Source organism: Kitasatospora sp. NPDC058162 (assembly GCF_042884005.1).
Classification (GTDB): domain Bacteria; phylum Actinomycetota; class Actinomycetes; order Streptomycetales; family Streptomycetaceae; genus Kitasatospora.
Genome location: NZ_JBHVUS010000018.1, coordinates 110,294 through 134,345, shown reverse-complemented (window position 1 = coordinate 134,345; position 24,052 = coordinate 110,294). Strand labels below are relative to the sequence as shown.

Genomic DNA, 24,052 nt, shown 5'->3' with positions numbered 1-24,052 from the left:
GCCGCGACCGGCGCCCTCGGCCTCTGCTGCCGCGACGCCTTCGGGTTGGCCGCCCAACGGTCACTCCAGAAGAGCCGCACCCAACGGAGCTGGAGACGACGATGAGGTGCGCCCGGTGGTGCATTGCCGAGCGCAGCATCGGGTCCTCGACGGTCAGGCGGGGCGCGGCCTTCTCCAGCTTGGCGATCGGGCGTCCCCAGGCTTTCTCGATCATCGCGTCCGCGTGGTCGAGGGCGGTGGCGTCGGACACGGCGTTCTCCAAGGTCTTGTGGGTGTCAGCGGGCGGGGCCGGCGAGGGCGACCCGCGGGGGCGCCGGCGGCGGGGTCGAGGTGGTGTAGGCGAGCGCGGCGGGGGCGCGGGGCAGGGCGGCGGAGCGGGCGGTCGCGGCGCGGACGCGCGCGACCTCCAGCGGGCTCGGCGCGGTGGGCGTCGCGACGGCGCTCGCGGGCAGACGCGCAAGCTCGTCGCGCCGCAGGTGCCGGTGCACCGGGGACGGGTCGAAGGCGGCGGCGGTGAGCGTCTCCAGCAGCGGCGCGGGCACGTGCGAGGAGGCGGTGGCGTACCAGCGGCGCTGCGGCGGTCCCGATTCGAAGAGCCACCGTGCGCTGGTGTCGTCCATCTCCTCGGCGTGTGACAGGAGGCCGGGGCGCGTCGAGCGGGTGACGAGCTGATCGGGGCTCTGGAGGACGAGGGGGTCCACCCACCGTCCGGCCGCCCGGCGTGGGGCAGGCTGGCCGGCGCCGAGGTAGGCGTGGGGGCCGTGGGTGTAGGCGTCGGCGAGGGCGGTGGTGAAGTCCTGGACGACCTCGGTGGGCACGCGGTCGTCGAAGGTGACCAGCCACCTGGGGACGGTCGGCTCCGGGCCGGCGCTGATCTTCCAGAGCGTGGAGTCCCGGCCCTCGGGTAGGAACGCCAGGCGGGCCGTCAGGTCCGGCGCGGTGACGTAGGCGTTGCCCAGGTCGTCGTTGGTGGCGGCCCACCCGGCCTTGATCAACGGGGTGATGGCCTCGGTGACGTCGGCCTTCGTCCCCGCGAGGTAACGCGGCTGGACGCGGTACTCCCGGGCCTTTTCGGGGGTGTACGGCATGGAGATCCTTCTCGGGGGTCAGCGCCGGCGGGCCCCGCCGGTCGTCGGCATCGCGGCGGCCGGGACGGCGGGGCCCGGCGGCGGGCAGGCGTGTGGCCGGCGGGCCGGGGCCGGGGGAAGGCGGGCGGGACTGGCGGGCAGGCGTTCCACGGGCTCGGGGGAGCTGAAGGCGAGGGCGGCTCGCACGAGCGGGTAGAACGGCACGCCGATGGTGAAGTCCGCACGCCAGAAAGGGTGTTGAGGGGTTCCGGCGAGCATGCTCCAGGTCGGCGGGGACAGGCCGGCGACCTCGGCGTCGGCCGGCTGGTGGCCGACGCGGTGCCGGTAGACGGCGCTCCCGTCCGGCGCGACCTGGTCGTGGAAGCCCTTCGGGCCCTGGGCGGGTTGCCAGCCGCAGTCGGCGAGGACGGACGCAGGCGTGCGGGGCAGGTGGTGCGGCCCGCCGTGCAGGTAGTCGCGGTGTCCGCTGCGCAGGCCGTCGACGAGGACGGTGGTGAAGGCGGCGGTGATCTCGGCGGGCGTGCCGGAGCTGAACACCGCACGCCACAGCGGCTCCGCGCCGGTGGAGGTGTAGCCGTGGACGTTCCAGGTCACCGGGCTGCCGGGCGGGCCGGAGCCGGTGATGACGGCGGTTCGGCAGGAGCTGGTGAAGCGCACGCCGCCGTCTGGCGATCGGGCGCGGCTCCAGCCGGGCGATTCGGCCAGCGGTCCGGTGATGAGCCGCTGGTCACCGGGGCCGGCGAGACGCAGCGGCTGAACGAGCCGAGGGGAGGCGGGGTACACGGGGGCTCCTGAACGTGGCGGGGAGCGGGCCCGCACACCGCCACGGGCGGCGAGGCGGTGCGCGGCCTCGGAGTGCTGAGGGCGGGGAGCCGTTCTGCGCCGGGTGCTCACGATGGTCACCGCCCGAGGAAGGGGCGGGAGGCCGCTGTGGCGGCGGCGGGCACCCGCGGCTGCGGCACCGGGGCGTGGCTGAACAGGGCGGACGGGGCGGCGCTTCGGCGCAGCGCAGCAGCGGTGCGCGCGGACTGCGCGGAGGCGCCCAGAGCCTGGTCGGCGGCCCGCAGGGCCGGGGGCGCGGCGGTGGTGTGCCGGTGGTCCCACTGCTGGAGGGCGGCGTAGACGGGGCCCAGGCCCCGTCCGGCGTCGGTGAGGATGTAGGGGGCGCCGTGCTGGTAGCCGGTGCGGGCGACGAGGCCGTCCGCCTGCATGCGGCTCAGCCGGGTTGCGGCGAACTGCGCGGGGGCGTCGAGGCGTTCGGCCAGGTGGGCCAGGCGCAGGCTCCCGTGCTCCGAGAGCAGGCGGATCGTCTCGGTGGTGTCCGCCAGCTGCAGGCGGTGCAGGGCTTCCTCGATCCGGTCGTACCTCCCCTGTGGGGTGCGCTCGATGTGGTCGCCGGACCACTGGGCGAGCGTGCGGTAGAGGCGGCCGAGCGTGCGGACGGAGGCGGAGAGCCGGTAGGGCGCCGTGCGGTCGAACTCGCCGTCGCGCATCACCAGGCCAGCGGTGGACATCGCGGCAAGACGCTTGCCGACGTACTGCTGGGACAGCGCCGGGAACTGCTGGGCGACATCGGCCACCCGCATCTCCGGGCCGTACTTGGCAATCGCGTGGACGATGTGGGTGGTCCACTTCGGGGCGAGCCAGCGCAGCACGCTCTCGGCGCGCTGCGCGTCGGCGGCGCTCATCGGGGTGGTCAGCTGGGAGGACACGGCGGGCAGTTCCTTGTTCAACGGGTGCGGGATGAGGGGGAGGGCCGGGCCGCTGCTGCCGAGGGCGCTGCCTGGGCGGGGCCGGCCGTGGTGGGGGTGATGCCGCGGTAGAGGGCGGCGACCTGGCGAAGCCGCTCGGTGCGGGCGGCGGCGTTGGCCGCTACGCCCTCCGGAGTGAGGGAGAGCATGTGCCCCATCCGCGAGGTGGAGGTGCTGGTGTCGGCGGACACGAGGCCGGCGCCGATCAGCCGCTCGACGGTCTCGACCTCAAGGGGGGCGCCGAGCCCGGAACCCCAGATCACGTACTTGTCGCCGCCAGCGCCCTCGCGCAGCCACAGGTCCCCGTGCTCCATGGCCCGCAGCGCCGTGCGGGCGAAGCCCTGTTCGTCGTCCCAAACGGCCCGGGCGGGCAGGGGACGATGATGGCTGGGCGCCGCGTGGCTACGGGAGTGTGCGTCGGCCAGTTGGTGCTCCTGGATGATGGCCGGTGCCTGCGGCTCGATGCCGCCGATGCGCTCGCAGGCGTCGAGGACGCCGGTGAGACGCTCGTAGGCGGCGTCCTTGCGGGCGCAGAGCTGGTCGAGTCGGCCGGCGACGGACAGCATGGTGGTGCCGGCCTCGCGCAGAGCCGGACCTTCACCCCGAGTGAACGGTTCCAGCCGGGCCATCACCGCCTGTGCCTGGTCGATGAGTTCCTGGTGGAGGTCGTCGAGGTCGCAGGCCGCGTTGGCCGCGAGCCGGGCGAGCTGTGCGCGAGGAACGTCGTGTCGATACCGGGCGCCCAGCAGGCTGAACGGGTCGTCGACGCCGAGCCGCTCGTAGACGAGGTGGGCGCCTGGGTGGGTGAGCCGGTTGTGCGGGTTCACCGGGCCTTTTCCATCCGGGCGAGGAGGGAGCGGACCAGGGTGGGCAGGCTGTCGGGGCCCTCGCCGTCGAGGCGTACGAAGCTGACCGACTCGTCCAGGAGACGGTGGGCGTCCTCGGTCAGGGCACCGATGATCTCCGTGCACGCCTCCGTGAACTCCGTGGAGGCGAGCACGGCCTGGCCCAGGATCTGCAGGTAGAGGCCGACTGGGAGGGCTGCCTCGGCGGCGAGGGAGGCGATGGCCTGCCGGTCCTGGGGGGCGTAGGCGGACAGGTCGAGGCCGGCAGCCTCGCCGGGGGCGATGGCCGTGGCGGCTGGCAGGCCGGCCTCGACGATCAGGAGGTCGACGGCCTGGGTGAGGTCGGCGAGCGACTCGGTCAGCCAGCCCAGGGCGGAGGCGTAGGAGGCCAGGGTGAACAGGGCGGCGGGGGTGGTCGGCAGCCGCGTGTCCAGCAGGTCCTCCAGCCGGGCGGCGAGCGTGGTGATCACCTTCGGCCCGGTGGTGAGCGGCCCCAGGACGGGGTGGAGGTGGGAGTGCGACGGCGGGGTGGTGTGCCGGGCGGTGACGATGCCGGAGACGGCCTCGGCGGCTTCGGCGAGCCACACGGCGAGATCAGCGTGGGTGGGGGTGTGGGCGGTCATCATCGGGCCTTTCGGGCGGCCGTGCCGGTGGTGAAGCCGGGGGACGCGGTGGTGTAGGCGGGCCCGGCGGCTACCGGTGCCGGGCGCATGGATCGGGCGCGGGCAGCTCGCACGCGGGCTTCCTCGGCCGGGCTGAGGCCTTGTGGGAGGTTGAGGCCGGTGCGGCCCAGGCGGTTCTGGGCGGTGCGGTAGACCGCGTAGTCGGCACGGGGGCCCGCAGCGACGAGGTGAACCTCGCGCCGGTGCTCAGAGCCGGTGGGGGCGTCACGGAACTGCACGACCAGGCGGTGGCTTGCCCATTCGTTGCGGACGCCGAGGTAGATCTTGTGGCAGCCCTCAAGCCGCCCCTCCAGTCGCGTGGCGACGCGCTCGCCGCGGACGAGGTCCTGCAGGTGCAGCAGGGCCTGGTCGCGGACGGCGTCAGGGAGTTGACGAAGGTCGGCGATGGCATCGGGATGGGCGGAGAAGGCGAACTTGGCGCGGCTCACAGCGACCGCCCCCGATCGGGCCGGGCGACGGCTGCGGCTGCGGGGGCGGCGGCCAGAACGTCGGCGGCGGTGACGGCGGCCGGGGAGGTGGTGCTGCGGGCGAGGGCGGCGCGGGTACGCAGGGCCGCCACATCGAGGCGGTACTCCGGCGCGTCGGGCAGCGGAGTGGAGCGCTGCTCCAGCCAGCTCTCGGCGGCGGCGAGGTCGGCGAACGCCCCCTCGCGCACCGTGTAGGTGTACTGGTCGGGCTGGAGCGTTTCCAGGAACAGCCGGACGGGCAGCTCCTTGTCCTGGCGGTCGACGGCGATGCTCCAGCCCTCGACGTCGGACCCGTCGATGACCTGGTAGTCGACGACCGCAAGGCCCTCGCCCGAGCGCCGGATGCGGTCCTCGACCTGGACGGTCAGCTCGTCGGCGGGCTTCGGGACGTCGATGGTCGGCGTGAGCGCGTCCGGAGGGCAGCCGCGGTTGACGAGCCAGTTCTGCGCGAATGCGAAGGTGGCGTGCTTGGACCTGTGCATGCTGAAGGTCGCCTGGCTGCTGTCGCGCACGAGATCGAAGGAGGCGATGTTGGGCATGTTGGGGTGGCCCCAGGTGGCCGAGGCATCGAAGGCGACGATGAAACTGCGGTCGCCCACATCGTGCTGGGAGATCGTCTTGAAGTCGCTGACCCAAGTGGAGTCGTACAGTTCGGCGGTGTGCTCGTCGGCGGGTTCGAGGTCGTCGAGCCGGAAGTCGGTGTCCTTCATGCGGCGAGTCCCAGCTGGTCGGGGGTCGACAGGACGCGGTGGGCCGGCCGGGAGGGGCTCGTGGTGCACGCGGCGAACGGGCCGTCCGGGGAGCGGAGTTGAGCGATGGCGTGGTCGAGGTGGTCGCGATGCCACGTCGAAGGGCCGCCCTGGCCGGCCTCGGCGGCGGTGAGCTGCTGCCAGGCCAGCCACAGCGCGTGGAGGCGGGCGACGGCTTCGGGGTGCTCGTGCCACTTCGCGCACCAGGGGCGGGTGGAGCCGATCTCCCGGCCGTAGACGGGCAGCAGGATGTGGGTGACCCAGAACGAGAGCTCGGCCAGCTCGGCGGCGTACTGTGCGCCGCCCATCGCGAGGATGAACAGCGGCAGAGCGGCCTCGGGCGCGTCCTCGCTGCCGGGGTCCGGCTCGATGGAGCCGGACCCCGTCTCGTCGTCGGGTTCGGAGCTGAGGCGATCGAGGATGACGCCGTGCTGGCGGACCTCGGCCATGGTGCGGTTCAGGGCGCTGACGAGGTCGTCGAGGTCCTCGTCGGGGATGCGGATCGGCTCGGGCTCGGAGGCGCCCGGCAGCGGATCGGACTCGGACATGGCACATCCAGGAGGTTCGGAGGGACGGGAAGGTCGGGGCCGGAAGGTCTTCTTCGGGTCACGGCAGGGCTCCGGTGAAGCAGTCGTTGAGGGAGATGGTCTGCAGGAACGGCGGCTTGGTCCGGCCGCCGATCGGTGCTAGGCGCGGGCCAGTTGAGTGCCGTGGTCCTGGACGAGGCGCAGGCCGAGGGCGACGGCGTCGGCGAGGGTTTCGGTGAGCGGGTGGCCGGTGGCGGCGAGCTTGGCGGGGTGGTGCAGCCCGCCGGTGTGCAGCACCGCGTGGGCGCCGTTGGCGTGGGCAGCGTCGGCATCGTCGACGGCGTCGCCGACCAGCAGCACCCGGTGCGCCTGCTCGGTGAGGCCGAGGGCTTCGAGGTGGGCGGTGAGAGGTGCGGCCTTGGTGCCGCCGGAGGGCCCGGTGCGGCCGTCGATCCGGATGAAGAAGTGGCCGATGTCGGCCTGTTCGACCTCGCGCACGAGGGTGTCGTGCGGGCACAGCGACAGGAGCGACTGGGTGTGGCCGGCCTCACTCAGGGCAGCCATCAGCTCGGCGGCACCCTCGCGCACGCGCACCGGCTGGGCGCGCAGGTGCTCCAGGAAGGCGCTGTCGCTGGAGACCCACTCCTGATCGGTGATCTCGCGGCCGAGCAGGCGGGCGTAGAAGCGGGGGATCGGCACAGTGTGCTTGGCCCGGTAGGTCTCCCGGTCGACCGGGGCGCCGCCGAGGGCGGGCAGGGTCTCGTTCAACGCGAAGACGTGGTCATCGAGGTCGTCCTTGACCGTTCCGTTCCAGTCCCAGACCACGTGCATGCGGGTGGCGGGAGTTGCGACAGCGAAGAGGGTGGTGTTCACGGCAGTGTCCTTCGGGGTGAGCGCGGAGGTCAGGAGGAGAAGCGGTCGTTGAAGCGGCGCAGCAGCCACAGCGCGAAGGCGGCCCCAGCGAGCGGGACGGCGGCGACGAGCAGCGGGCCGGCCGTGTCCGCGAGGGAGGCCAGGGCGGTGCCGGCGGCCTGGCCGACGCCGATGCAGGCGATCAGCCAGGCGAACGCCTCCGTGCTCTCGCCGTGCGGGGCGAGGCGGTCGACGGTGAGGAACGCGGCGGTCAGCAGCGGCGCGAGGAAAGTGCCGGGCAACACGGCGCCCAAGACGGCGACGGCGGGCGCGGGGTCGGGCAGCAGCGGCAGCCAGCCAGCCGCGAAGCCGATCGAGGCGGCGACCAGGTGCCGGGAGGGGGTACCGGGCCAGGCGTGGCGGCCGTAGGCGAGGCCGCCGAGCATGCTGCCGATGGACAGCGCGGCCGGCATCACCCCGGCCAGCCACCCTGCGTGGTGGCGCTCGGCGGCGGACAGCGCCAGGACGTTGACCGCGCCGAGCGCGACGCCGGTGCCGATCAGCGCGGTGAACAGCACCCGAAGACCCGGCACCCGCAGCGGACCCGTCCAGTGCACCACATCGGTGAACTCCGCCGGCGTCCAGGCGCGGGAGGGACGGGCGGTGACGACCAGGCCGGTGCCGAGCAGGCCGAGCGCCGCAGTCGCCACCAGCGCGGTGGTCGCTCCGGCACCGGCCGCGAAGCCGGTGGCAAGCAGCGGACCCGCGACGAACACCAGGCCCTGGGTGCTGCTGTCCAGCGAGAGCGCGGTGCGCTGGCGCCCGGCGTCGGGCAGCAGCACCGGCCACAGCGCCCGAAGACCTGCCTCCAGCGGCGGCGTCGCCAGCCCCGCCACCAGCACGGTGAGCGCGGCGAGCACCGGGTGGCGCACCGGGCCGGTGCACGGCAGCAGCAGGAACGCCGTGCTCGCCGTGGCCGTGGCGGCGACGAGGACCTTGGTCTGGCCGTGGCGGTCGACCAGGCGCCCGAGCAGCGGCTGCCCGAGCGCGGAGGCGAGACCGTACAGGGCGCCGAGCGCTCCGGCCAGGGCGAGCGGGCCGTGCTCGGCGCGCACCAGCAGCAGGATCGCGATCGGCGCCATGCCGGTGGGCAGACGGCCGATCAAGGTGCCGCCCAGCAGGCGGACGACGTACGGCGAGCCCAGGACAGCGCGGTAGGCGCTGTCCTGGGCCCGGCTGCAGGCGGTGGTGGTGCTCAAGGGAGAAGGTCCTTCGGTCGTACGGCCGGCGGCGCGCGGGCGCGCCGGACCGGGGCATGCGCGGGCATGACAGCCCCCTCGATTCGGTGCGGCTGCGGGGAGAAGAGTCCGCGGATTCCGGGATTTGGTACGGCCGGGAAAAGGAGGTAGAAGCCCCTCACCCGTTACGGCAGCGCGGGCAGCGGGAGAAGGGCGGTGCCAGCAACTCCATTGCCTTGGCGGCCTGTTGTGGGACGACACCGTTGCCGAGGGCGGTGAGCTGGGCTGGACGGCCGAGTCCGCGGGTGGCAGTCACCCAGCCGGGCGGAAGCCCCTGCATCCACTCGACGAACTCCGCGCGCAGCCGCCCGCCTTCGTCGGTGGGCGGCGGCGCCGGGCGGGTGAGCGTCTCCCATCGGGCGACGGCGCCGGCGTACGGTCCCCACCGTTCGGGGTCGAGTCGTCCTGCGGTCCGGCTTCCGTCCACAGCGGTAGTGCCACCGCTTCCGTCACGGGCGGGGCCGGCCGCCTGCGGGAGCGCGAGGCCGGGTGCCGGGGTGAGGAGGGGCGGAGCGAGGCCGCTGCCGAGGGCAGAGTCAGGTCCCCGCTGCCGTGCCGCTGGTTCGGCGAGCCCTTCGTTCCATCGCTGGCCTTCGGCGTCGGCAGCAGGGTCACCGCCGTTCGTAGGTCCAAGCCGCCCTCGCCGTGCAGGCCCGGACCGTTGGTGTCCGACGTCCGGGGAGTCGGCAGCAGGCAGGTTGTCGTAGGCGGGCCAGGCGGTGAGGAAGACCCTGGCCCGGTGGTGGGGTGCGCCGACGTCGGCTGCGCGAAGCACGATCCACTTCGTGTCGTACCGGAGCTCGGCCAGGGTGCCGAGTACGGCGCCAAGTGCCCGCAGATCAGGCTGAGCTGGGTCGTCTCCCAGACACCACGGGCAGGGTTCCACGTCGCCAGCGGAGGCGGCGACGGCGGGGGAGGTGAGCAGTCCTCGTACATTTTCGACCACCAGGAGGTGCGGACGCAGGGCCTCGACCGCACGGGCCACGTGCAGCCAGAGACCCGATCGGGTTTCGGCGTTGAGGCCGGCGCGACGGCCGGCGACCGAGACGTCTTTGACAGGGGAAGCCCGCCGTGAGGACGCACACCCGCGGAACGTCAGCCCAGTTGACCGTGGTGACGTCGCCCAGGTTCGGCACGTCCGGCCAATGCCGGGCCAGGATCTTCGAGGCGCCCGGGTCAACCTCGGCGTGCCAGGCGACCCGTCCGCCGAAGGCGGCCAGGACCCCCAGGTCGAGGCCGCCGTACCCGCTGCACAGGCTGCCGACCAGCGGCCCGGGGCCGGCGGCCGGGAGCACGGGCGTCAACGCTGGCTCCGTACGGAGTGAGCGGCAGGCGCCGCCGGTGCCGGCGCAGGGTCGGTCGGGTGTACTGGAGAAGGCGGAACTGCGGTGGCGGAGCGGCTCAGCGCGGCATGGCGGCGAAGGTCGTCGGACGGCGGCGAGAGGTGCCGGGCGGCCTGGTCCAGGGCCTGGGCGCCGTGACGGAGTTCGTCGCGGGCGGTCTCGACGGCGTACTCGATGACCCGGACCGCGTCCTTGCGGGCCTCCCGAGCCCATGGAAGGTGGCGGATCTCGGCGGTTTCGCCGAGGAAGCCGAGCTGCTGGGCCACCTCTCCGAGAGCACCGGAGGCTTCACCGAGATTGCTGATGGCCTCGGCGTACGCCATGGCGGCGCGGATCGCGTGGCCGGGCGCGGGCTGCTCGGCGGCCCGAGCGGAGAACTCGTCTCCCATCTCCCTTATGCGGGTACCGAGTTGGGCAATCTGCCGGCCGACCTGCACGGCGTCGGGAATCCTGGCCGGCCCGGTGGCGGGAAGTCGTGCTTCCTGCTGCCGCAGGGAGTTCGCCCGGGCGTGCAGGGCGAGCGACTCGTCGAGGATGGCGTTCACAGGTGGTTCCCGGAGGAGGGGCGGGCGGGGGTGAGAGGCGGCGGCGTAGGGGGTGTCGCCGGGTTCGGTGCGGGCCCTGTCGCCACGGCGGTGGCCGAGCGGCTGCGGGCGGCCTGCACCCGGTTGTCGTCCGGCGCGATGACCGAGGCCGCCTGCCGCAGGGTCCTGGCGGCCTGCTGGAGCTCGCCGCGGGCGCCCTCCGAGGCGAAGCCGATGACCTGCCTGGCGTTGTGGCGAAGCTCCCGGGCCTTCGGATCGTGGCGCTTGTCGTCCGTGCGCCGCAGGTAGGTGAGCTGCTCGGCGGCCTCCCCGAGGTCGCAGGCGGCCTGACCGAGATGCCCGATCGCTTCGGCATACGCCCCGGCGGCACCGAGCGCATGGTCGGGCGCGGACTGATCGGTGATGCGGGTGGTGAACTCGGTGCCCAAGGCCGTGATGAAGGAGCCGAGTTGGGTGATCTGTCGGCTCAGGGCGACAGGGTCCGACACCTGGACGGGGAAGCCGGCAGCGGGCAGCAGGTCCCTCTGCTGCTCCAGGGCGGTCGCATGCTCGTGGAGGGAGAGGGCCTCGACGTCGGGATTGTTCACAGGAGGCTCCGGGAGGGCTGGTGCGGGGTGACGCGGTCATGGCCCCGGCTCGGTGCCGGGCCGAAGGGGCGGACACGGTCCGGTGCCGGGGTGTTGCGGGCGGGAGGCGGTGCGGGGCTGCGGGCGAGCGCCGCCTGGACGCGTGCTGCTTCGCCGACATCGGGTCGTTGCCGCGGATCGGATGGGGACGTCGCCGTGCGCCAGCGGGCCCGCACCTCGTCGAGCGGACCGAGGGCGTGGAGCGCGTGGCCGATCAGCTGTCCGGGGGCGAGGCGCCGGTCGTCGGCGTGGGCGGTGATCTGCAGCGCGGCGCCGGCGGCGGCGCGGGTGAGGGAGGAACGCAGGAGCTGATCGCCCAGCCACTCGGCCGAACCCGTTGCCCCGTCGCGCAGCACCGGCCGCAGCTGCTCCTCAGTGATCGTGCCTTCGGAGAGCAGACCGCGTCGCTGGACCTCCCACAGCGTGGTGACCGGGTCGATCGGCTCGCCCCGGTGGTGGAGCGCACCGAGGCAGCGGTAGAGCTGGCCGTGGCCAGGATGGGCGAAGTCCTGGGGGCGCAGCCAGTCGAAGACCTCCTTGATCGCGCCGTTTTGGTGGACGAGCAGGGACAGCATGAACTGCTCGTCGTCCGCCTGGGCCGCTGCGGGAGGTTCGGCAGTGGCAGGGAGAGAGGGTGTCCTCGGGGCGGTGGCTCGGGGTTGGGTTCCCCATCGCGTCGCGAGTTCGTCCAGGACGCCCGCGAGCACGTCGGCCTGGGTGAGGGTGTCGTCGACCTCGTGCTCCGCAGCGTCTGCCTGGGCGACGGAGAGCAAGCGGATGGCGTGCTCGGTGACGGTGCGGTGGATGGAGCCTTCGAGCACTATCCGGCCGTAGACCGGGGCGTTGGCGGGGCGCGGGCATGCGGCGATCAGGGTATGCGGATAGGAGGCGGTGAGCCCGCGGACATGCTTGCCCGCCTCGGCGAGGGTGTCGTTCAGCCAGGCCAATGGCACCGGGCCCTCTGTGGTGAGCGCCGGGTGGCCGTCCGTGCGGAGCTTGCGCAGCGCGGCGAACAGGGCCTGGTGCGCGGGCCGGTAGAAGTCGCGCGGTTCCAGCCAGTCGAGGTTGCCGAGTTGGCTGGGGTCGAGCAGGACCGCTCCGAGTACAGCCTGCTCGCCCTGGAGCAGCGGGTCCATCACCGGCTCCGGCGACGACGGGCGCCGCGGTCGGCGCGGAGCTGGGCGACCGCGCGGTCGGCGGCGGACTTTGCGGCGGCGAAGCGGTCCAGCTCACCGGTGAACGTCGGATCGGTGGCGAGCAGGGAGCCAGCTGAGGTGATCAGCCACCACTGGCCGCCCCGGCGAACGACTGGCGCCCCCGCCAGTGGAGTCGAACGGTCGCGGGCAGTAGGAGAGTTGGAGTCGGACATGAAGACCTTCCGGGTACGTGAGCGGGGTTCAGCGGCTGCGGCGGGCACGGGAAGAGAGCCAGCCGGGGGGCGACGGCACCGGCCGAAGAAGAGGCGGGTTCCCGGTCGGCGCCGCCGGGGTGGGGGTGGGTCAGGCCGAGAGAGTGAGGTCGTCGCGGCCGGCGCTGCCCTTGGCGAGGGCGCGTTCGGTGATGGCCTTGGTAGCGCGGGAGGAGGCCGGGCCGATCTCCTTGGCGGAGCGCTCCTTGTACCAGGGCTTGAGGTCGAGCATCGCCACCTTCATGCCGGTCGCGAAGAGCAGGATCTTGCCCTTGGGGAGCGCGCGGATCTCGTCCGGGGGCAGGATGCGCTCGGTGCGCATCGACACCGAAGTCGACTTGCCGCTGCCGGAGTCGGACACGGAGACGGTCTGCACGTCGTGCTCGCCGATCTGCCGGGAGAGCCGGTCCGCGAAGTCGGCGTCGTCGATGCCGCTGCCGATGACCTTGACGGTGGCCGCGGACCACAGGGCGTCCATGCTGGCCTCACCCCAGCAGCGCTGGCCCTGACGGTAGGACTGCAGGATGGTGATCGGGATGACACCCCGGCTGCCCAAGTGGGAGTAGAGGTCCGGCAGGTCGTTGATCTTGCACACGTTCGCGGCCTCGTCGAGGACGCACAGCGCGGGCGGGTCGAGCCGTCCGCCGCTGCGTTCGGCGACGATGACGGCCGCGCGCATCACCGCGTCGGCCGCCGCCGCGATGATCGCGCTGGCGGAGCCGCCGCCGTCCTTGCTGAGCAAGAACAAGGTGTCCCGGCTGGAGGCGAAGTCGAACGGCTTGAACTCCGACAGGCCCTTGGTGGGGGTGACCCACGCGGCGATCTCCGGGTCCAGCAGGCAGCTCGCGTACTGCCTCGCCGTCTCATAAATCCCATCCCTGGTCTCAGTGGCACCGGTGACGGTGCCCTGGAGCTGGGCGGCGACCGCGTCGTGGCCGGCATCGGTCAACAGGTCGACGGGGGTGCGGTCGGAGGGCGAGGCGAGCCAGGCCAGCACGTCGGTGATCGGGCGGCGGTGGCTCGCGGCGGCCAGGAACAGCGAGCCCAACGTGTTGCTCGCCGCGGTCGACCAGAAGTCGGAGCCGCTGGACTCGTCGACGGAGGCGGTGACGAAGTGCCCGGCCAGGCGCTTGGCGCCGGCGAGGTCGCGGGCGTCCGCGAGGATGTCCCACCACATCTCGCGCGGGTGGTGCGCGATCTGCTGCGGGTCGAGCGTCCAGACCGTACCGACCTTCGCGCGGGCATCGGCACAGGCGGTGAAGGCGTCGTTCGCCGCCTTGTTGCTGGTCAGCAACACCGGTCCGGGGGCGGCGAGGATCGCGGGGATCGCGATCCCGCTCGTCTTGCCGGAGCGGGGCGCCATGATGGCGACCATCACGTCCTCCCAGCTCGCGCGGACCTCGGCGCTGCCCGGGGAGAGCGTGCCGATCAGGATGCCCCGGTCGTTCGGCGCGACCTCTTTTACACTCCCGGTCGTTCAGGCTCGGGCGAAGGCTGCGGGCCTTCTTGGTGATCTCCGTGTCCAGGAGCGGCGCGATGTCCGCCTTGCGGGCCAGGCCGCTCCTGGCACCGGAGCGGTGCCGCAGCCACAGCACCAGGACGGTGACGGTGGCGGCGAGGGTCAGGACACCGGGGACGATGCGGGCGCCGACCAGGACGGCGGCCGGGCCGAGGTGGGGCCACAGCCGCTCGGGATGAAGGAGGGCCTCGGTGGCATGGAACGGCGCCCAATCACCGTACCCGACAAGGTAGTTGGTGAGGTTGCCGCTCAGCCAGGCGAGGGAGCCGAAGGCGAGGGCGGCGCCGACGACGGCGAACAGGAGATAGAGGAGCGCGTCCGAGCCGGAGGTGGTCGACGGCGCGCCGGTGCGCGGGGTAGGCAAGAGAGCGTCCAGGAAGGTGCGAGCGGGCGGCGGGCGGGGCGCGCTCGGCTCTCGTACGGATCACGGTGCTTCTCCCCAGGAGACGGGACAGGCGGAACGTTTCAGCGGGCGCGGGCGCCAGGCCGGACCGGCACCACCGCGGGAGTGCCGGCCTGGGCGGGGGCGGCCTTGGCAGCGGCGGAGGTACGGCGGGTGGCAGCGAGCCGCTGCTCCTCGGACTGGGACGACGCAGTTCTGGCCGACGTACCCGACGACCAGGTGATGGTCGATTCCGACCCGGTACCCGGCATCGTCCAGCATGGCGGCTGCCGTGGAGGCCGCAGCAGGCTGGTCGGCGCCGGGAGTGTCCGCGGGCAGGTGGTAGCAGCAGGAACCGTGCGGGTCGGAGGCGGTGAAGCCGCACTGGCGCAGGACGTCGTGGATCTCCTCCGAGGCGCCGGTGCGGCAGTAGGCCCGGACCACCTCGTCCGAGCGGCGGACGATCTCGACGTCGGTGCCGAACGCGTCGGCGAGCGTGCGCATATACGTGGTCTTCCTTCGGTTCGCTCAGCGGGTGGGCCGGGGGCGGGCGGTGGAGACCGTGGCCGGCGCGGTGGCTGGAGGGTGCGCGGGGGCGGCCCGGCGGGCGATGGTGTGAGGGGAGGTGGCGAGGGCTGCGGCCTGGCGGGTGCCCGGTGCGCCCGGGCCGGGCTCGGGTGCGGCGCCCATGACGTCGTGCAGGAGTTCGCGGGTCCGCAGGACGGGCATCAGGCCCGGGTGATGCGAGGGGCTGGGTTCGGCGGGGCAGGCGGCGATGCCCTCGGTGGCGGCCTCCAGGTCCTCCCGGGCGGTGAGGAGTGCCTGGTGCGCGGTGGCCAGACGTGTCCACATGTCGTACGACAGGTTGTAGCCGGGAAGGTCGAAGTCCACCCTGGCGCGGGCCCAGTCGGCCCCGGCCGCGACCAGCTCGGTCAGCTGCGTCAGCGGGCCGACCAGGGCGCTGGTCGTCTCTTCGAGGATCGCCGCCACGTCCCCGGGGTCCGCGTTCTTCTCCAGTCGCACGACCATGCCCGGAAGCGAGTAGGGGTCGGCGGCGGGTGGCGGGATGTAACGGACCTGGAGCGGCTGGTCGGCTTCGGGCGACCGGTCGCCGTGGGCCAGGCGGATGTTGTGCTGCATGGTGGCGCCGACCGCTTCTCCGATCGACGAGTAGTACTCGGGCACCACGACTCCAGGGGGAGGGTAACCGGAAGGAACGTTTCAGCGGGCGCGGCCGACGGGGCCCGCCGCAGCGGCCGGCACGGGCGGCAGCCGAGTGGAGACGGCGGGCACGCCCGGGGCGGGGGCGGTGGTGCTACGGGCGAGGGCGGCGCTGGTGCGCAGGTCGTCGACGGCTCGGACCTCGGCGGTGCCCGCCGTGCTGGACACGGCGCGCTGGACCTCGTCGACGGCCTCGCCCAGTTCGGCCTGGACAGTGACGAGTTGGTCGGATGCGAAGCCGAACTTGTCGGAGAGTTCGAACCGGTCGGGGTCGAGATCGGTGATCTGCTCGGAAGCGATCTCCAGTGCCTCCTGGAGGCGGACGAGCATCCCGTCATCCGGGTCGAGCAACTCGTCGAGCACCCCTGCGAGTTCGGCGAAGCCGGTGCTGCCGCGCAGCTCATCGGTGAGATGGAGGATCTGCTGGCCTGCGGTGTTGAGCGGCTCGGTGTCGAGCCGGGGGTCGAGGTCGACGTTGTAGCGGGCGGCGCGCAGCATCGCGGCGGCGTGGGTGGCGCTTGCGGCCGCGTCGGGGCGTGGCGTGGTGGTGGGCAGGCGGTGCCGGCGGCCGTGCCAGTCGTCGATCTGCTTGAACCCGGCGTGGCGGAGCAGGGTGGCCGACAGGTCGTCGCTGGTGCCGGTGGCGACGACGCTGCCGCTGGGCTCGGCGCTGATGGTGATGACGGGCATCCGGTGGTCCTTGGCGGTGGTGACGCTGCGGGTGAGGTGACCGAGTTCGGCGGCGATGCGGGTGCACTCGGCCTGCACGTGGAAGGGGTCCCGGTAGGTGCTGTGGATGTATCCGTCCTCGCGTACGACGGTGGCGACGACGTGCACCGACCGGTCGTCGTTGCGGATAGCGGCCCACCGGCAGCCGTTCCGGTCGCCGGCGGGGGCGAGCCCGGTCGCGGTGACCAGGCGCCGGGCGACGTCGGCCCACTGGGCGTCGCTCAGGTCCGGGTGGCGGGGGTCGGAGCGCACCGAGCACATCCACACCGGCTGCTCGGGCGCCCGGGCGCCGATCCGCAGGGCGGGGGCGTCCAGCACCCCTCCGCCGAGGACCTCCTGCGGGTCGCCGAACAGGGGCAGCTGCTTGTCGGCGCCGCGGTAGTCGGCGCCGATCAGCCTTGGACGCAGCCGGCCGTGGGGCTCGTCCAGGCCGTAGAGGGCGGGGATCAGCGCGGCCGTGGTGGCGGCGCGCTGCAGGTGGGCGATCACGGCGTCCCCTCTCGGGCGGCGGGCGGGCTGACGGGGACAGAATTCGGTGATCCGGCGGTTTGGCCCGGCCGGACGGCAGTGGTAGAGGGCAGCCCGGTCGGGCCTTCCCGCGCGCGTCAGCGCTGGGAGGTGAGCCCGTGTTCACGGGCGAAGTCCTCGCAGGCCCACCGGGCGAACCGCTGGTCGTTGTGCAGCCGCGCCCAGCGGCCGTCCCGGCGGATCACGGTGGCGACGAGGTCGAGCCGGTCCTCGGCGTTGCGCAGGGCCACCCACTGGCACGCGTCGGGGTCGCTGTCCGGCTCGATGCCGGTGGCGTCGAGCACCTTCCACGTCAGCTCGAACCACCGGTCGTCGCTGAGCGCGCCGCTGCTGCGTATCGAGCAGTGCCAGGTCAGGCGCGGGGAGGGGGTGTGGCCGGTGCGGGGCTTGCGCAGCGCCACCGGCTCGTCCAGCAGCGCCGCCAGATCCGACAGGACGATGTCCTCCTCGGCGGGTGGACCGGGCGACGAGGACGCCAGCAGGTAGGACTCGAAACCAGGATCGTCGTCGTACAGCGTGGCGAGCAGGTCGGAGGTGCTCTCGGTGCGCCGGACGGTGCACTGCAGGGGGGAGGTGGGCATGGAAGAGCCTCGTGAATCGCTGTTCAGGGGAAGGAAGTTGGGGCTGGTGCCCTGCGCCTGGGGTAGGGCTTCGGCGGGTCAGACGAAGGGGTTCTCGGTCGGTCGGTCGGTGTCCACGGCCGCTTCCAGCAGCTCGGCAAGGTCGCCGGGTTCGCTGGCGCGCTGGTCTATCCACCAGCCGGCACGGGTGATCGTGCGTGCCTGGTCCTCGATCCGCTCCCACTCGGACTCGGGCGTGCCGGAGTCGAGGACCAGGGCGGTGTAGGCGGCGGCGAGGATCTGGTGGCGGCAGCGCACGCCCCAGGCGATGCCCTTCTCGGTGCCCTCCAGCGGCGGCATCCGGAACTGCTCGGACCAGGCTTCCGATTCGGCGTGCTCGGCGGTTCGCTTGGCCGCCAGCCACGCCGCCTTCTCGGCCTCGTCACCGGCCTTCGCCGCGCGCCAGCAGTCGGTGCACTCCTGCTTGGCCAGCCACTGGGCGAAGCTGGCCCGGCGGTCGGCCGGACGGTCACCGAGGTCGCGTTCGGTCTCGTGCCCGCACGAGTGGGTGATCTGCCAGACCTTCTTCACAGCCATGTCGTTCTGTTCCTTGGTGATCGGGGGAGTGGTCATCAGCGCTGCGTACGGGCCGGTGACGGCCCGGTTTGCGTCAGTTGAAGTCAGTGGCGCCGGCCCTGGAGGCCGGAGTTCGGCGGCACGGGTGGTGGCGGCGTCTGTGCCTGCTGCCCGGTACGGGTGTGCGCGGCAGTCGGAGAGGTGGCGAGGGCGGCGCTGACGCGCGCGGCGGAAGCGGCAGATTGGTCGACCAGGTCGACCGGGCAGTCGTACGCGAAGCCCTCGGCCAGCAGATAGCCGATCGCCCGGGTCACTGCCGCCCGGCGCTCTGTCGGCTCGGTCATTGCGAAGGGAAGCCGATGGTAGGTCTGCTGATCGCCGGTGGTGACAGCGACGAACCCGGCTCCGTGAAGCAGCGACTTGGCTCGATTCCGCCGATCCTGTACGTCCTGCTCGGTTGGAACACCGCAGCGGTCGAGGTGCGCTTTGAGAGCGGCGTGCATCGACGCGACATCGGTTCCGTGTCGCCGGTCGAGTTCCCCGAACTGGCTGTCGTACAAGGGCTCGACCTCGACCTTGCCGGCGCGAGGGTCGAGCCGGCCCACGAACCAGCCGTTCTGCGGCCCCGCCGTCTCGAATTCCTGGTCGGCGTCGTCGAAGGTGGGGCCGGCGACGAGGAAGCTACCGTCCGGGAGCCGTGCCTCGATGTGTTGGCCTGTTTCGAAGTCGATGGTGAAGTCGACCCCTCGCTTCGCCAGGGGAACGGTGATGGCCGCGAACGTGCCGGCCGGAAACGGCGGGCAGGTGCGGGCGACAACGCCCAGCTCGGGGTGGACGGCGAAGGACACGTCCAGGCCCTGGGGGAGGCGCGGGAGCGCGAGGAAGGGGTCGGGACGGCGGAGGAATGGGGTGTCGTCGGACGGGGTGGCGGCAGCGGACACTGAGGCTTCCTAGAAGTGGTACAGGTGAAGCGGGGTCGGTCAGCGCGCGCGGGCGAACGCGATGCGCGGGTCGACGGCCACGGGCGGCCTGCCGGCGCCGAGTGCGGCGGCAGGAGCGGGCTGGGGGGTGGGACCCTTGAGCGCGGCCTCGTCGACGCGGAACTTACGCGTGGTGAATGCCTGCCGGACTTCTGCGCGGTGAGCGGCGACGTCCTCGGCGAGCCGGGGCTCCAGGGCGACCTGGAAGTTGCCGCGCCGCAGTCCCTTGACGGTGTGCGCCACGACGTCGAGGGACTCTGCTCGGGTTCCGGCCGGGGGGAAGTAGACGTCCAGGTCCCGGTGGCGGCGCCAGCCGTCGGTCTCCAGGAAGATGCCCGGGTTGAAGGGCAGGTCGTCGTTGACGGCGGCGACGATGCCCAGGCTCGGGTGCTCGGCGAAAGCGACGTCCGGGCCGGCGTCCGGCTGGTGGCTGGGCGTCGGCTCGGCTGCGGCCGTTCGCGCCTGTGTCTGTTCCTGCGTGCCGGTGTTCACCGGGGCCAGGGCCATGTCGGTGTCGACGTGGTAGCCGGCGCCGGTGAGGAGCTTGGCGGCCCAGGCGGCGCGCTCGGGGGCTTCGCGGTGCTGGTCGGTGAGCGTGAAGAGCTTCGGGTTGCCGGGCAGGCGCTGGAAGTCGAGGCGCTGCAGCATCCACTCGGCGGCGGGCGACTGGGTGGGCAGGGAGGCGACGATGCCATGGCTCGGGTGGTGCCCGATGGCGACGTCGGGCAGCTGGGTGGGTTCGGCGGCAGGCACGGTGGGGCTCCGCTTCGCTGGTTCGGACGGTGGACCGGTAGGCGGGGCGCGGTCTGTTTCGGCGGGGCACGGCGGCCCTCCTTCCCGGGCGGGGGTTCAGCGGCGGGGCCCGGCGGCACGGGCGGCGGCCGGGGCGGCGAGGACGGCCTCGGCCGGGTGACCGGTGAGGGTGCGCGTGGAGATGGGAGAGGTGGCGAGCGCGGCGAGAACCCGGGTGTCGAGGCCATCGGCCGCGACCGGGGCAGCGGGCCGAGTGCGGTCGGGGTGAGTGGTGTGCCGGTCGGCGAGGTCGCCGCGCATCGCCCGGATCTCCCGCACGTAGCCGTCCGCCATATCCGCGATGTAGCGCAGGCGGGCCGCGTAGTGCGGATCGGAAGCACCGCCCAGCCCCTCCCACCAGGAGGCGCTCTCACGCAGGACAGCGACGGTCTGGTCGAGGACGCCGTCGCCGGGAGCAGTCAGTTCGCTCAGTGCGTCGACCACCTCCCGGGTGTGCCCGGCCGCCGAGACGGCCTCACTGACCTGGGCCAGCGAGCGGGACGGGGGCAGCGCCGGCGGGAGGCGGTGGTCGATCAGGTCCGCCGGGCAGGTGAAGCGGTAGCCCTCGGCGCGCAGGTAGTCGACGGCCCGGGTGACGGCGACGCGGCGCTCGCCGGGATCGACCATGGCGGCGGGAAGCCGGTGCTGGGTCTCGTGAATCCGCACGACGGGGATGAACCCGGCCCGGTGGAGAGCGGACTCGGCACCTGCCCGAGCGGCCTGGACCTGCTCGCGGGACGGCACGCCGAGGCCGTCGAGGTGCTTGTCGACGGAGGCGAGCAACTCGGGCACGTTGCCTCCGTCGGGGGCGTCGGGCCCGTCCGGCCTGCTGTCGTAGAGGACTTCGAACAGCTGGGGGTTGTCCGGGTGGTCCCGGGTCACGAGCCATGCGTCCGGGAAGCCGGGGATCTCGGGGCGAGAGCTTTCCGGTGGTGGGGAGATCGACAGGACGGTTTCGTCGGGCAGCCGCGCGACGGCGACGTAGTCGTCCGCCCCGAAGTCGACTCCGGTCTCAAGGCCCCGCTGCGCAAGGGGACGGATGACGTGGGTGTAGCGCCGGTCCGGGCCGGTGGTGCCGCGGTCGGGCGTGGTGTCCGGGCCGTAGACGTGGGCGGTGACGCCGAAGCCGTTGTCGCTGAACAGGACGCTCAGATAGTCGGGTCGCACGGCGTGCTCCTGCGGGGTGCGCGCCCCGGGGGGCTGTGGGTGGGACGCTGATGATGCCGGGGACCGGGGGCTTGGTCCGGCCGTGAAGCGGTGATATGCGGTCACCGTGTCCGGTGGGGAGCCGATGGCGTCGGCCGGCCGGGCGGTGCAGGCTCCGCCGGACCGTGGCTTCGGAGACGGCCGGTGCGGGCGAGCGCGGCCTTGACCTGCTGCTCGCGGCCCGGCACGGGCAGGGCGACCCTCGGTGCGACGTGCGCGGCGAGCGCGGGGAGTGGGCTGGCCGTGAGCGGCACGGCGCAGTCCCACGCCTCCTGGTTGCGCAGGTCCTCGGCGCGGGCCCGGAGCCGCTCGGCCTCGGGGCTCGTGCCGACGATGGCGGCCGTGGCGCCTTGCCAGGCGTCCCGGCCCTCTTGGAGCCGGGCGAGTGCGTACTCGGCGGCGCCGAGCCGCCCCAGGTCGGGAGCGACGCCGGGGTCCAGGCGGTCCTCAAGGTGGATGGCTGCCCGGATGCCGGCCGCCAGGTGCGGGCCCTGCTCGGCGAGGGTGGTGATGTAGCGCCAGGCGGCGCGGTTGCGGTCGGCCTCGGACTCGAAGGCGCCGATCTCCCCGAGGTGGCCCCAGGGCGAGCCGGGTTCGGGGATGTACGCGGTGCTCAGGCGCTGCAGGGCCTCGGCGGCGAAGGTGGAGGAGTTGGTCCGCGCGCGCCAGACGGCTTCCCGATAGCCGGGCGCGAAGCGGTCCCTGACCTCGGCCGCCACCATGGCGGGCGCCGCATCAGTCGGGAACACGAGCCGGACCGGGGGCTTCACGTCGTCGAGGTGGTAGCCGGGAGCGTCGTCGGGCCGGGCCGCACGGACCACGAGCTCGTGGCCGGGACGCGGCCGTACGGCCAGGAGCCGCTCCCCGCCGGGACCCACGAGGGCGAGGGCGCTGTGCGGGGCGAAGACGCTGTTCCATGGCGGTGGGCCTCCACCCCAGAGCCGGTCCTGGAGTTCGACGAGGTCCCGGCCCGGGTTGAGGGGACAGGGCTGGACGGACCAGCCGGGCAGGTGCTCCGCCAGCTCGGCGGCGAACGGCGGGAGCGCCCTGGGGAGGTGCGGTTGGTCGGGCAGGGCCCGGCCGTCCTCGTCGAAGTACACCCGCACGTACGTCTCGTTCCCGGATTCCGTGGTGGTGAGGGCATCGCAGGACCGGAACAGGGCGTAGGCGGACTGCCACTGGGTGCCGATGCTGGTGGAGGTGAGCACGAGGTGCCAGTCGGCCGGCGGGTAGGGGAGGCGGTCGCGGCGCGCTGCGAGCAGTTGCTCGAACACCGTGAAGTCGGCCGTCGTGAGACGGGCGTGGTCGAGGTGTGATTCAACATCGTTGGTAGGCAAGAAAGTTCAGGATTCTCGAAGGGGCGGCCGGTCAGGCGGCCATGCGGAAGTCGGTGTCGTACAGCGCTCGTTCGCGGCTGTGGAGGAGGTGCTGAACGATGAAGGAGAGCGAGGCGACCTTCCACAGGCCCCGGCCGCGGGTGAGGGCGGCGATGGCCTGGGCCTCGACGCCGGTGAGGCCGAGCAGGGCCATGGCGGCGGGAATCTGGTCTGGTTCCTGGCGGTAGATGATCCGGGTCGAGCAGTCGGCCAGGAGGCCCTCGGCCAGGACGCGACCGCGCGAGCCGGCGTCGCCAGCGGAGAGCAAGTCCGAAAGCCGGTGCAGGATCAGCAGGTTGGCGATGCCCAGCCCGCGGCTGAGCTTCCACTGCTGCTGCATCCGCTCCAGCAGACCGACGTGCCGCATGATCCGCCATGCCTCGTCGTAGATCACCCACCGCCTGCCAGCGCCCGGGTCGGCGAGGGCGGCCTCCATCCACGCGCTCGCGCAGGTCATGGCGAGGACGAGGGCGGTGTCGTCGCCGCTGCCGAGGCGGGACAGGTCGATGGAGAGCATCGGTGCGTCCGGGTCGAACGTGACGGTGGACGGCGCGTCGAACATCCCGCTGAGGTCGCCGTGGACCAGGCGGCGCAGGGCGTGGGCGAGGTCGTCGGTGGCGTGGCCGAGGCTTCCGGCCTGGCCGCCGAGGGCGGCGTCGAGGCGCTCGGGGCGGCCGAGGACGTGGGCGATGTCGCCGAGCAGCGGCACCGTGCCGGCAGCGTCGGCGTCGGCGACGACCAGGTCGAGGGCGACGTCGAGGCCGGTGTGCTCCATCGGCAGCAGGTCGCGCTTGAGGACGGTGGCCGCGAGGCTGGCCAGCAGCAGGAGTCGGCGCTTGCGGACCTCGGTGCGCCAGTCCTCCTCGGTCACCTCGGCGGGTCGCTGCGGTGCGTCCAGCGGGTTGAGGCGCCCAGGGAGGCCGGGTCCGAGGGCGATGGTCTGCCCGCCGAGGGCCTGGGCCAGGCCGGTCCACTCGCCCTTCGGATCGGAGGGGACGTAGATCTTGTAGCCGTGGGCGATGGCGCGGGTGGCGATGGACTTGGCGAGGGCGCTCTTGCCCATGCCGATGACGCCGCACAGGATCGCGTTCGGGTTCGTGAACCCCTCTATTCGAGCGGAGTTGTAGAGGGCGAACGGGTCGTAGCAGAACGACCCTTCGGCGTGGAGGTCGCGGCCGATGAAGATGCCCTCGGCGCCGAGGCCGGCCTCCGCGAGGAACGGGTAGGCACCCGAGGCGGTGGCGGTGGTCAGGCGGTGCTTGGGCAGTCGGAGCCTGCCGCCGCGGGCGGAGGCGGGACCAGGCCGGCCTGACACCGGATAGACGGGCTGGAGATCCGCATCGGTGCCGCTGTTCCGGGGACGCTCGGCGGCGGGCTGCACGAGGCGGGCCTTGGTGCGGGCCTGGGCGAACTCGGCACGGGCGTCACGCTGTTGGGCTCGGGTGATCTTGCTCGGGACGAACAGGGGGCTGGCGGTGGCGCGGTTCCTGGGCATGGTCTCGAATCCGGGGTGAAGGTCAGCGGCGGACGAGGCCGGTGAACGGGGCGTGCAGGTCGGCAGGGGTGGTGCGGCGGCGCACCAGCTGCGCGGTCTCCTGGTGGCGGCGGCAGACGCTCAGCTCCGGCGCGCCCTCGGGCAGGCGGGCGCGGCAGGCTTCGGGGCCGGGGACCTCGCCGCTGCCGGGCCGGGGCGAGGCGTGGTAGGCGGCGTGGAGGTGGTCGGCGGCCTGCCACAGGCGGGTGCGGGCGGCCTTGAGGTGGTCGCCCTCGGCCGGCAGCAGTCGCGCGGTGCGCTGGGCGTGGGCGTCGAGGAGGCCGTGCAGGGCGACCAGGTGCTCGTGGAGCGAGTCGAGTTCGGCGCGGGAGGCGACCAGTGGGCCGGTGGGGATGTTGAGCGCGCGGTGGAAGTCGATCGCCGCGGTCGCGTAGGGGACAAAGTCCTGCGTGGTGGCGGGGGTGGCCGGCATCGGGGGGTGCTCTTTCGGAAGGCGGGAGGGCCGG

The 24,052-nt window shown here is 73.2% G+C and carries 26 protein-coding genes and 3 pseudogenes; all 29 read right to left on the bottom strand.

All coding sequences use genetic code 11. From position 1 onward, the window contains the following. Window positions 1-275 precede the first annotated feature (275 nt). The 29 genes and pseudogenes from ACFVXG_RS28055 to ACFVXG_RS27915 all read right to left on the bottom strand — a co-directional run bounded on the left by ACFVXG_RS28055 (window position 276) and on the right by ACFVXG_RS27915 (window position 24,018). On the bottom strand, window positions 276-1,088 hold the full coding sequence (locus tag ACFVXG_RS28055) for a DUF317 domain-containing protein (protein ID WP_387931216.1): 813 nt from the start codon (window positions 1,086-1,088) through the stop codon (window positions 276-278). A gap of 18 nt (window positions 1,089-1,106) precedes the next feature. Then, a complete protein-coding gene (locus ACFVXG_RS28050; RefSeq protein ID WP_387931215.1) occupies window positions 1,107-1,871 on the bottom strand; it encodes a DUF317 domain-containing protein in 765 nt (254 codons plus the stop codon). Between the two features lie 116 nt (window positions 1,872-1,987). Then, window positions 1,988-2,800 (bottom strand): winged helix-turn-helix transcriptional regulator, encoded by an 813-nt coding sequence (locus ACFVXG_RS28045; protein ID WP_387931214.1) that lies wholly within the window; start codon window positions 2,798-2,800, stop codon window positions 1,988-1,990. A gap of 17 nt (window positions 2,801-2,817) precedes the next feature. Continuing rightward, the gene (locus tag ACFVXG_RS28040; RefSeq protein ID WP_387931213.1) at window positions 2,818-3,666 is read right to left on the bottom strand and encodes a hypothetical protein; all 849 of its coding nucleotides are present in this window, start codon (window positions 3,664-3,666) and stop codon (window positions 2,818-2,820) included. Continuing rightward, window positions 3,663-4,307: a hypothetical protein gene (locus ACFVXG_RS28035; RefSeq protein ID WP_387931212.1), complete on the bottom strand. Its 645-nt coding sequence runs from the start codon at window positions 4,305-4,307 to the stop codon at window positions 3,663-3,665. Before ACFVXG_RS28035 ends, ACFVXG_RS28040 begins: the two co-directional genes overlap by 4 nt. After that, on the bottom strand, window positions 4,307-4,795 hold the full coding sequence (locus tag ACFVXG_RS28030; RefSeq protein ID WP_387931211.1) for a hypothetical protein: 489 nt from the start codon (window positions 4,793-4,795) through the stop codon (window positions 4,307-4,309). The genes ACFVXG_RS28035 and ACFVXG_RS28030 overlap by 1 nt, the downstream gene beginning before the upstream one ends. Continuing rightward, a complete protein-coding gene (locus ACFVXG_RS28025) occupies window positions 4,792-5,544 on the bottom strand; it encodes a glycosyl hydrolase (protein WP_387931210.1) in 753 nt (250 codons plus the stop codon). Before ACFVXG_RS28025 ends, ACFVXG_RS28030 begins: the two co-directional genes overlap by 4 nt. Beyond that, window positions 5,541-6,131, bottom strand: coding sequence for a DUF4913 domain-containing protein (locus tag ACFVXG_RS28020; protein WP_387931209.1), 591 nt, complete (start codon window positions 6,129-6,131; stop codon window positions 5,541-5,543). Before ACFVXG_RS28020 ends, ACFVXG_RS28025 begins: the two co-directional genes overlap by 4 nt. A gap of 138 nt (window positions 6,132-6,269) precedes the next feature. Beyond that, window positions 6,270-6,983 carry an HAD family hydrolase gene (locus tag ACFVXG_RS28015; RefSeq protein ID WP_387931208.1) on the bottom strand — a complete coding sequence of 238 codons (714 nt, stop codon included), beginning with the start codon at window positions 6,981-6,983 and terminating at the stop codon, window positions 6,270-6,272. A gap of 29 nt (window positions 6,984-7,012) precedes the next feature. After that, window positions 7,013-8,221: an MFS transporter gene (locus ACFVXG_RS28010; protein ID WP_387931207.1), complete on the bottom strand. Its 1,209-nt coding sequence runs from the start codon at window positions 8,219-8,221 to the stop codon at window positions 7,013-7,015. Between the two features lie 157 nt (window positions 8,222-8,378). Next, the gene (locus ACFVXG_RS28005; protein ID WP_387931255.1) at window positions 8,379-8,687 is read right to left on the bottom strand and encodes a hypothetical protein; all 309 of its coding nucleotides are present in this window, start codon (window positions 8,685-8,687) and stop codon (window positions 8,379-8,381) included. A gap of 348 nt (window positions 8,688-9,035) precedes the next feature. Further along, window positions 9,036-9,440, bottom strand: a pseudogene (locus ACFVXG_RS28000) (DNA cytosine methyltransferase); the annotation flags it as partial. Continuing rightward, window positions 9,382-9,555, bottom strand: a pseudogene (locus ACFVXG_RS27995) (DNA methyltransferase); the annotation flags it as partial. The pseudogenes ACFVXG_RS28000 and ACFVXG_RS27995, both read right to left, overlap by 59 nt. A 5-nt stretch (window positions 9,556-9,560) precedes the next feature. Continuing rightward, entirely contained in the window at window positions 9,561-10,148 is a 588-nt protein-coding gene (locus tag ACFVXG_RS27990; RefSeq protein WP_387931206.1) for a hypothetical protein, read from the bottom strand. Further along, window positions 10,145-10,735 (bottom strand): hypothetical protein, encoded by a 591-nt coding sequence (locus ACFVXG_RS27985; RefSeq protein ID WP_387931205.1) that lies wholly within the window; start codon window positions 10,733-10,735, stop codon window positions 10,145-10,147. Before ACFVXG_RS27985 ends, ACFVXG_RS27990 begins: the two co-directional genes overlap by 4 nt. Continuing rightward, window positions 10,732-11,910 carry a DnaB-like helicase N-terminal domain-containing protein gene (locus ACFVXG_RS27980; RefSeq protein ID WP_387931204.1) on the bottom strand — a complete coding sequence of 393 codons (1,179 nt, stop codon included), beginning with the start codon at window positions 11,908-11,910 and terminating at the stop codon, window positions 10,732-10,734. The genes ACFVXG_RS27985 and ACFVXG_RS27980 overlap by 4 nt, the downstream gene beginning before the upstream one ends. Further along, a complete protein-coding gene (locus tag ACFVXG_RS27975) occupies window positions 11,910-12,143 on the bottom strand; it encodes a hypothetical protein (protein ID WP_387931203.1) in 234 nt (77 codons plus the stop codon). The genes ACFVXG_RS27980 and ACFVXG_RS27975 overlap by 1 nt, the downstream gene beginning before the upstream one ends. 130 nt (window positions 12,144-12,273) lie before the next feature. Beyond that, window positions 12,274-14,065: pseudogene (locus ACFVXG_RS27970) on the bottom strand (type IV secretory system conjugative DNA transfer family protein). A gap of 60 nt (window positions 14,066-14,125) precedes the next feature. Continuing rightward, window positions 14,126-14,587 carry a hypothetical protein gene (locus tag ACFVXG_RS27965; protein WP_387931202.1) on the bottom strand — a complete coding sequence of 154 codons (462 nt, stop codon included), beginning with the start codon at window positions 14,585-14,587 and terminating at the stop codon, window positions 14,126-14,128. A 24-nt stretch (window positions 14,588-14,611) separates the two neighbouring features. After that, window positions 14,612-15,268 (bottom strand): hypothetical protein, encoded by a 657-nt coding sequence (locus ACFVXG_RS27960; RefSeq protein WP_387931201.1) that lies wholly within the window; start codon window positions 15,266-15,268, stop codon window positions 14,612-14,614. Between the two features lie 36 nt (window positions 15,269-15,304). After that, complete coding sequence (locus tag ACFVXG_RS27955; protein ID WP_387931200.1) at window positions 15,305-16,522, bottom strand: hypothetical protein; 1,218 nt, start codon at window positions 16,520-16,522, stop codon at window positions 15,305-15,307. Window positions 16,523-16,638: 116 nt separating this feature from the next. Further along, window positions 16,639-17,142 carry a hypothetical protein gene (locus ACFVXG_RS27950; protein WP_387931199.1) on the bottom strand — a complete coding sequence of 168 codons (504 nt, stop codon included), beginning with the start codon at window positions 17,140-17,142 and terminating at the stop codon, window positions 16,639-16,641. Between the two features lie 78 nt (window positions 17,143-17,220). Then, window positions 17,221-17,718, bottom strand: a complete 498-nt coding sequence (locus ACFVXG_RS27945) for a hypothetical protein (RefSeq protein ID WP_387931254.1) — start codon at window positions 17,716-17,718, stop codon at window positions 17,221-17,223. Window positions 17,719-17,801: 83 nt separating this feature from the next. Next, window positions 17,802-18,638: a hypothetical protein gene (locus tag ACFVXG_RS27940; protein ID WP_387931198.1), complete on the bottom strand. Its 837-nt coding sequence runs from the start codon at window positions 18,636-18,638 to the stop codon at window positions 17,802-17,804. A gap of 39 nt (window positions 18,639-18,677) precedes the next feature. Next, window positions 18,678-19,430, bottom strand: coding sequence for a hypothetical protein (locus ACFVXG_RS27935; protein WP_387931197.1), 753 nt, complete (start codon window positions 19,428-19,430; stop codon window positions 18,678-18,680). Between the two features lie 96 nt (window positions 19,431-19,526). Next, entirely contained in the window at window positions 19,527-20,636 is a 1,110-nt protein-coding gene (locus ACFVXG_RS27930) for a hypothetical protein (protein ID WP_387931196.1), read from the bottom strand. A gap of 101 nt (window positions 20,637-20,737) precedes the next feature. Continuing rightward, the gene (locus ACFVXG_RS27925) at window positions 20,738-22,012 is read right to left on the bottom strand and encodes a hypothetical protein (RefSeq protein ID WP_387931195.1); all 1,275 of its coding nucleotides are present in this window, start codon (window positions 22,010-22,012) and stop codon (window positions 20,738-20,740) included. Window positions 22,013-22,043: 31 nt separating this feature from the next. Then, complete coding sequence (locus ACFVXG_RS27920) at window positions 22,044-23,546, bottom strand: ATP-binding protein (protein WP_387931194.1); 1,503 nt, start codon at window positions 23,544-23,546, stop codon at window positions 22,044-22,046. Between the two features lie 22 nt (window positions 23,547-23,568). Continuing rightward, window positions 23,569-24,018 (bottom strand): DUF6238 family protein, encoded by a 450-nt coding sequence (locus tag ACFVXG_RS27915; RefSeq protein ID WP_387931193.1) that lies wholly within the window; start codon window positions 24,016-24,018, stop codon window positions 23,569-23,571. Window positions 24,019-24,052 lie beyond the last annotated feature (34 nt).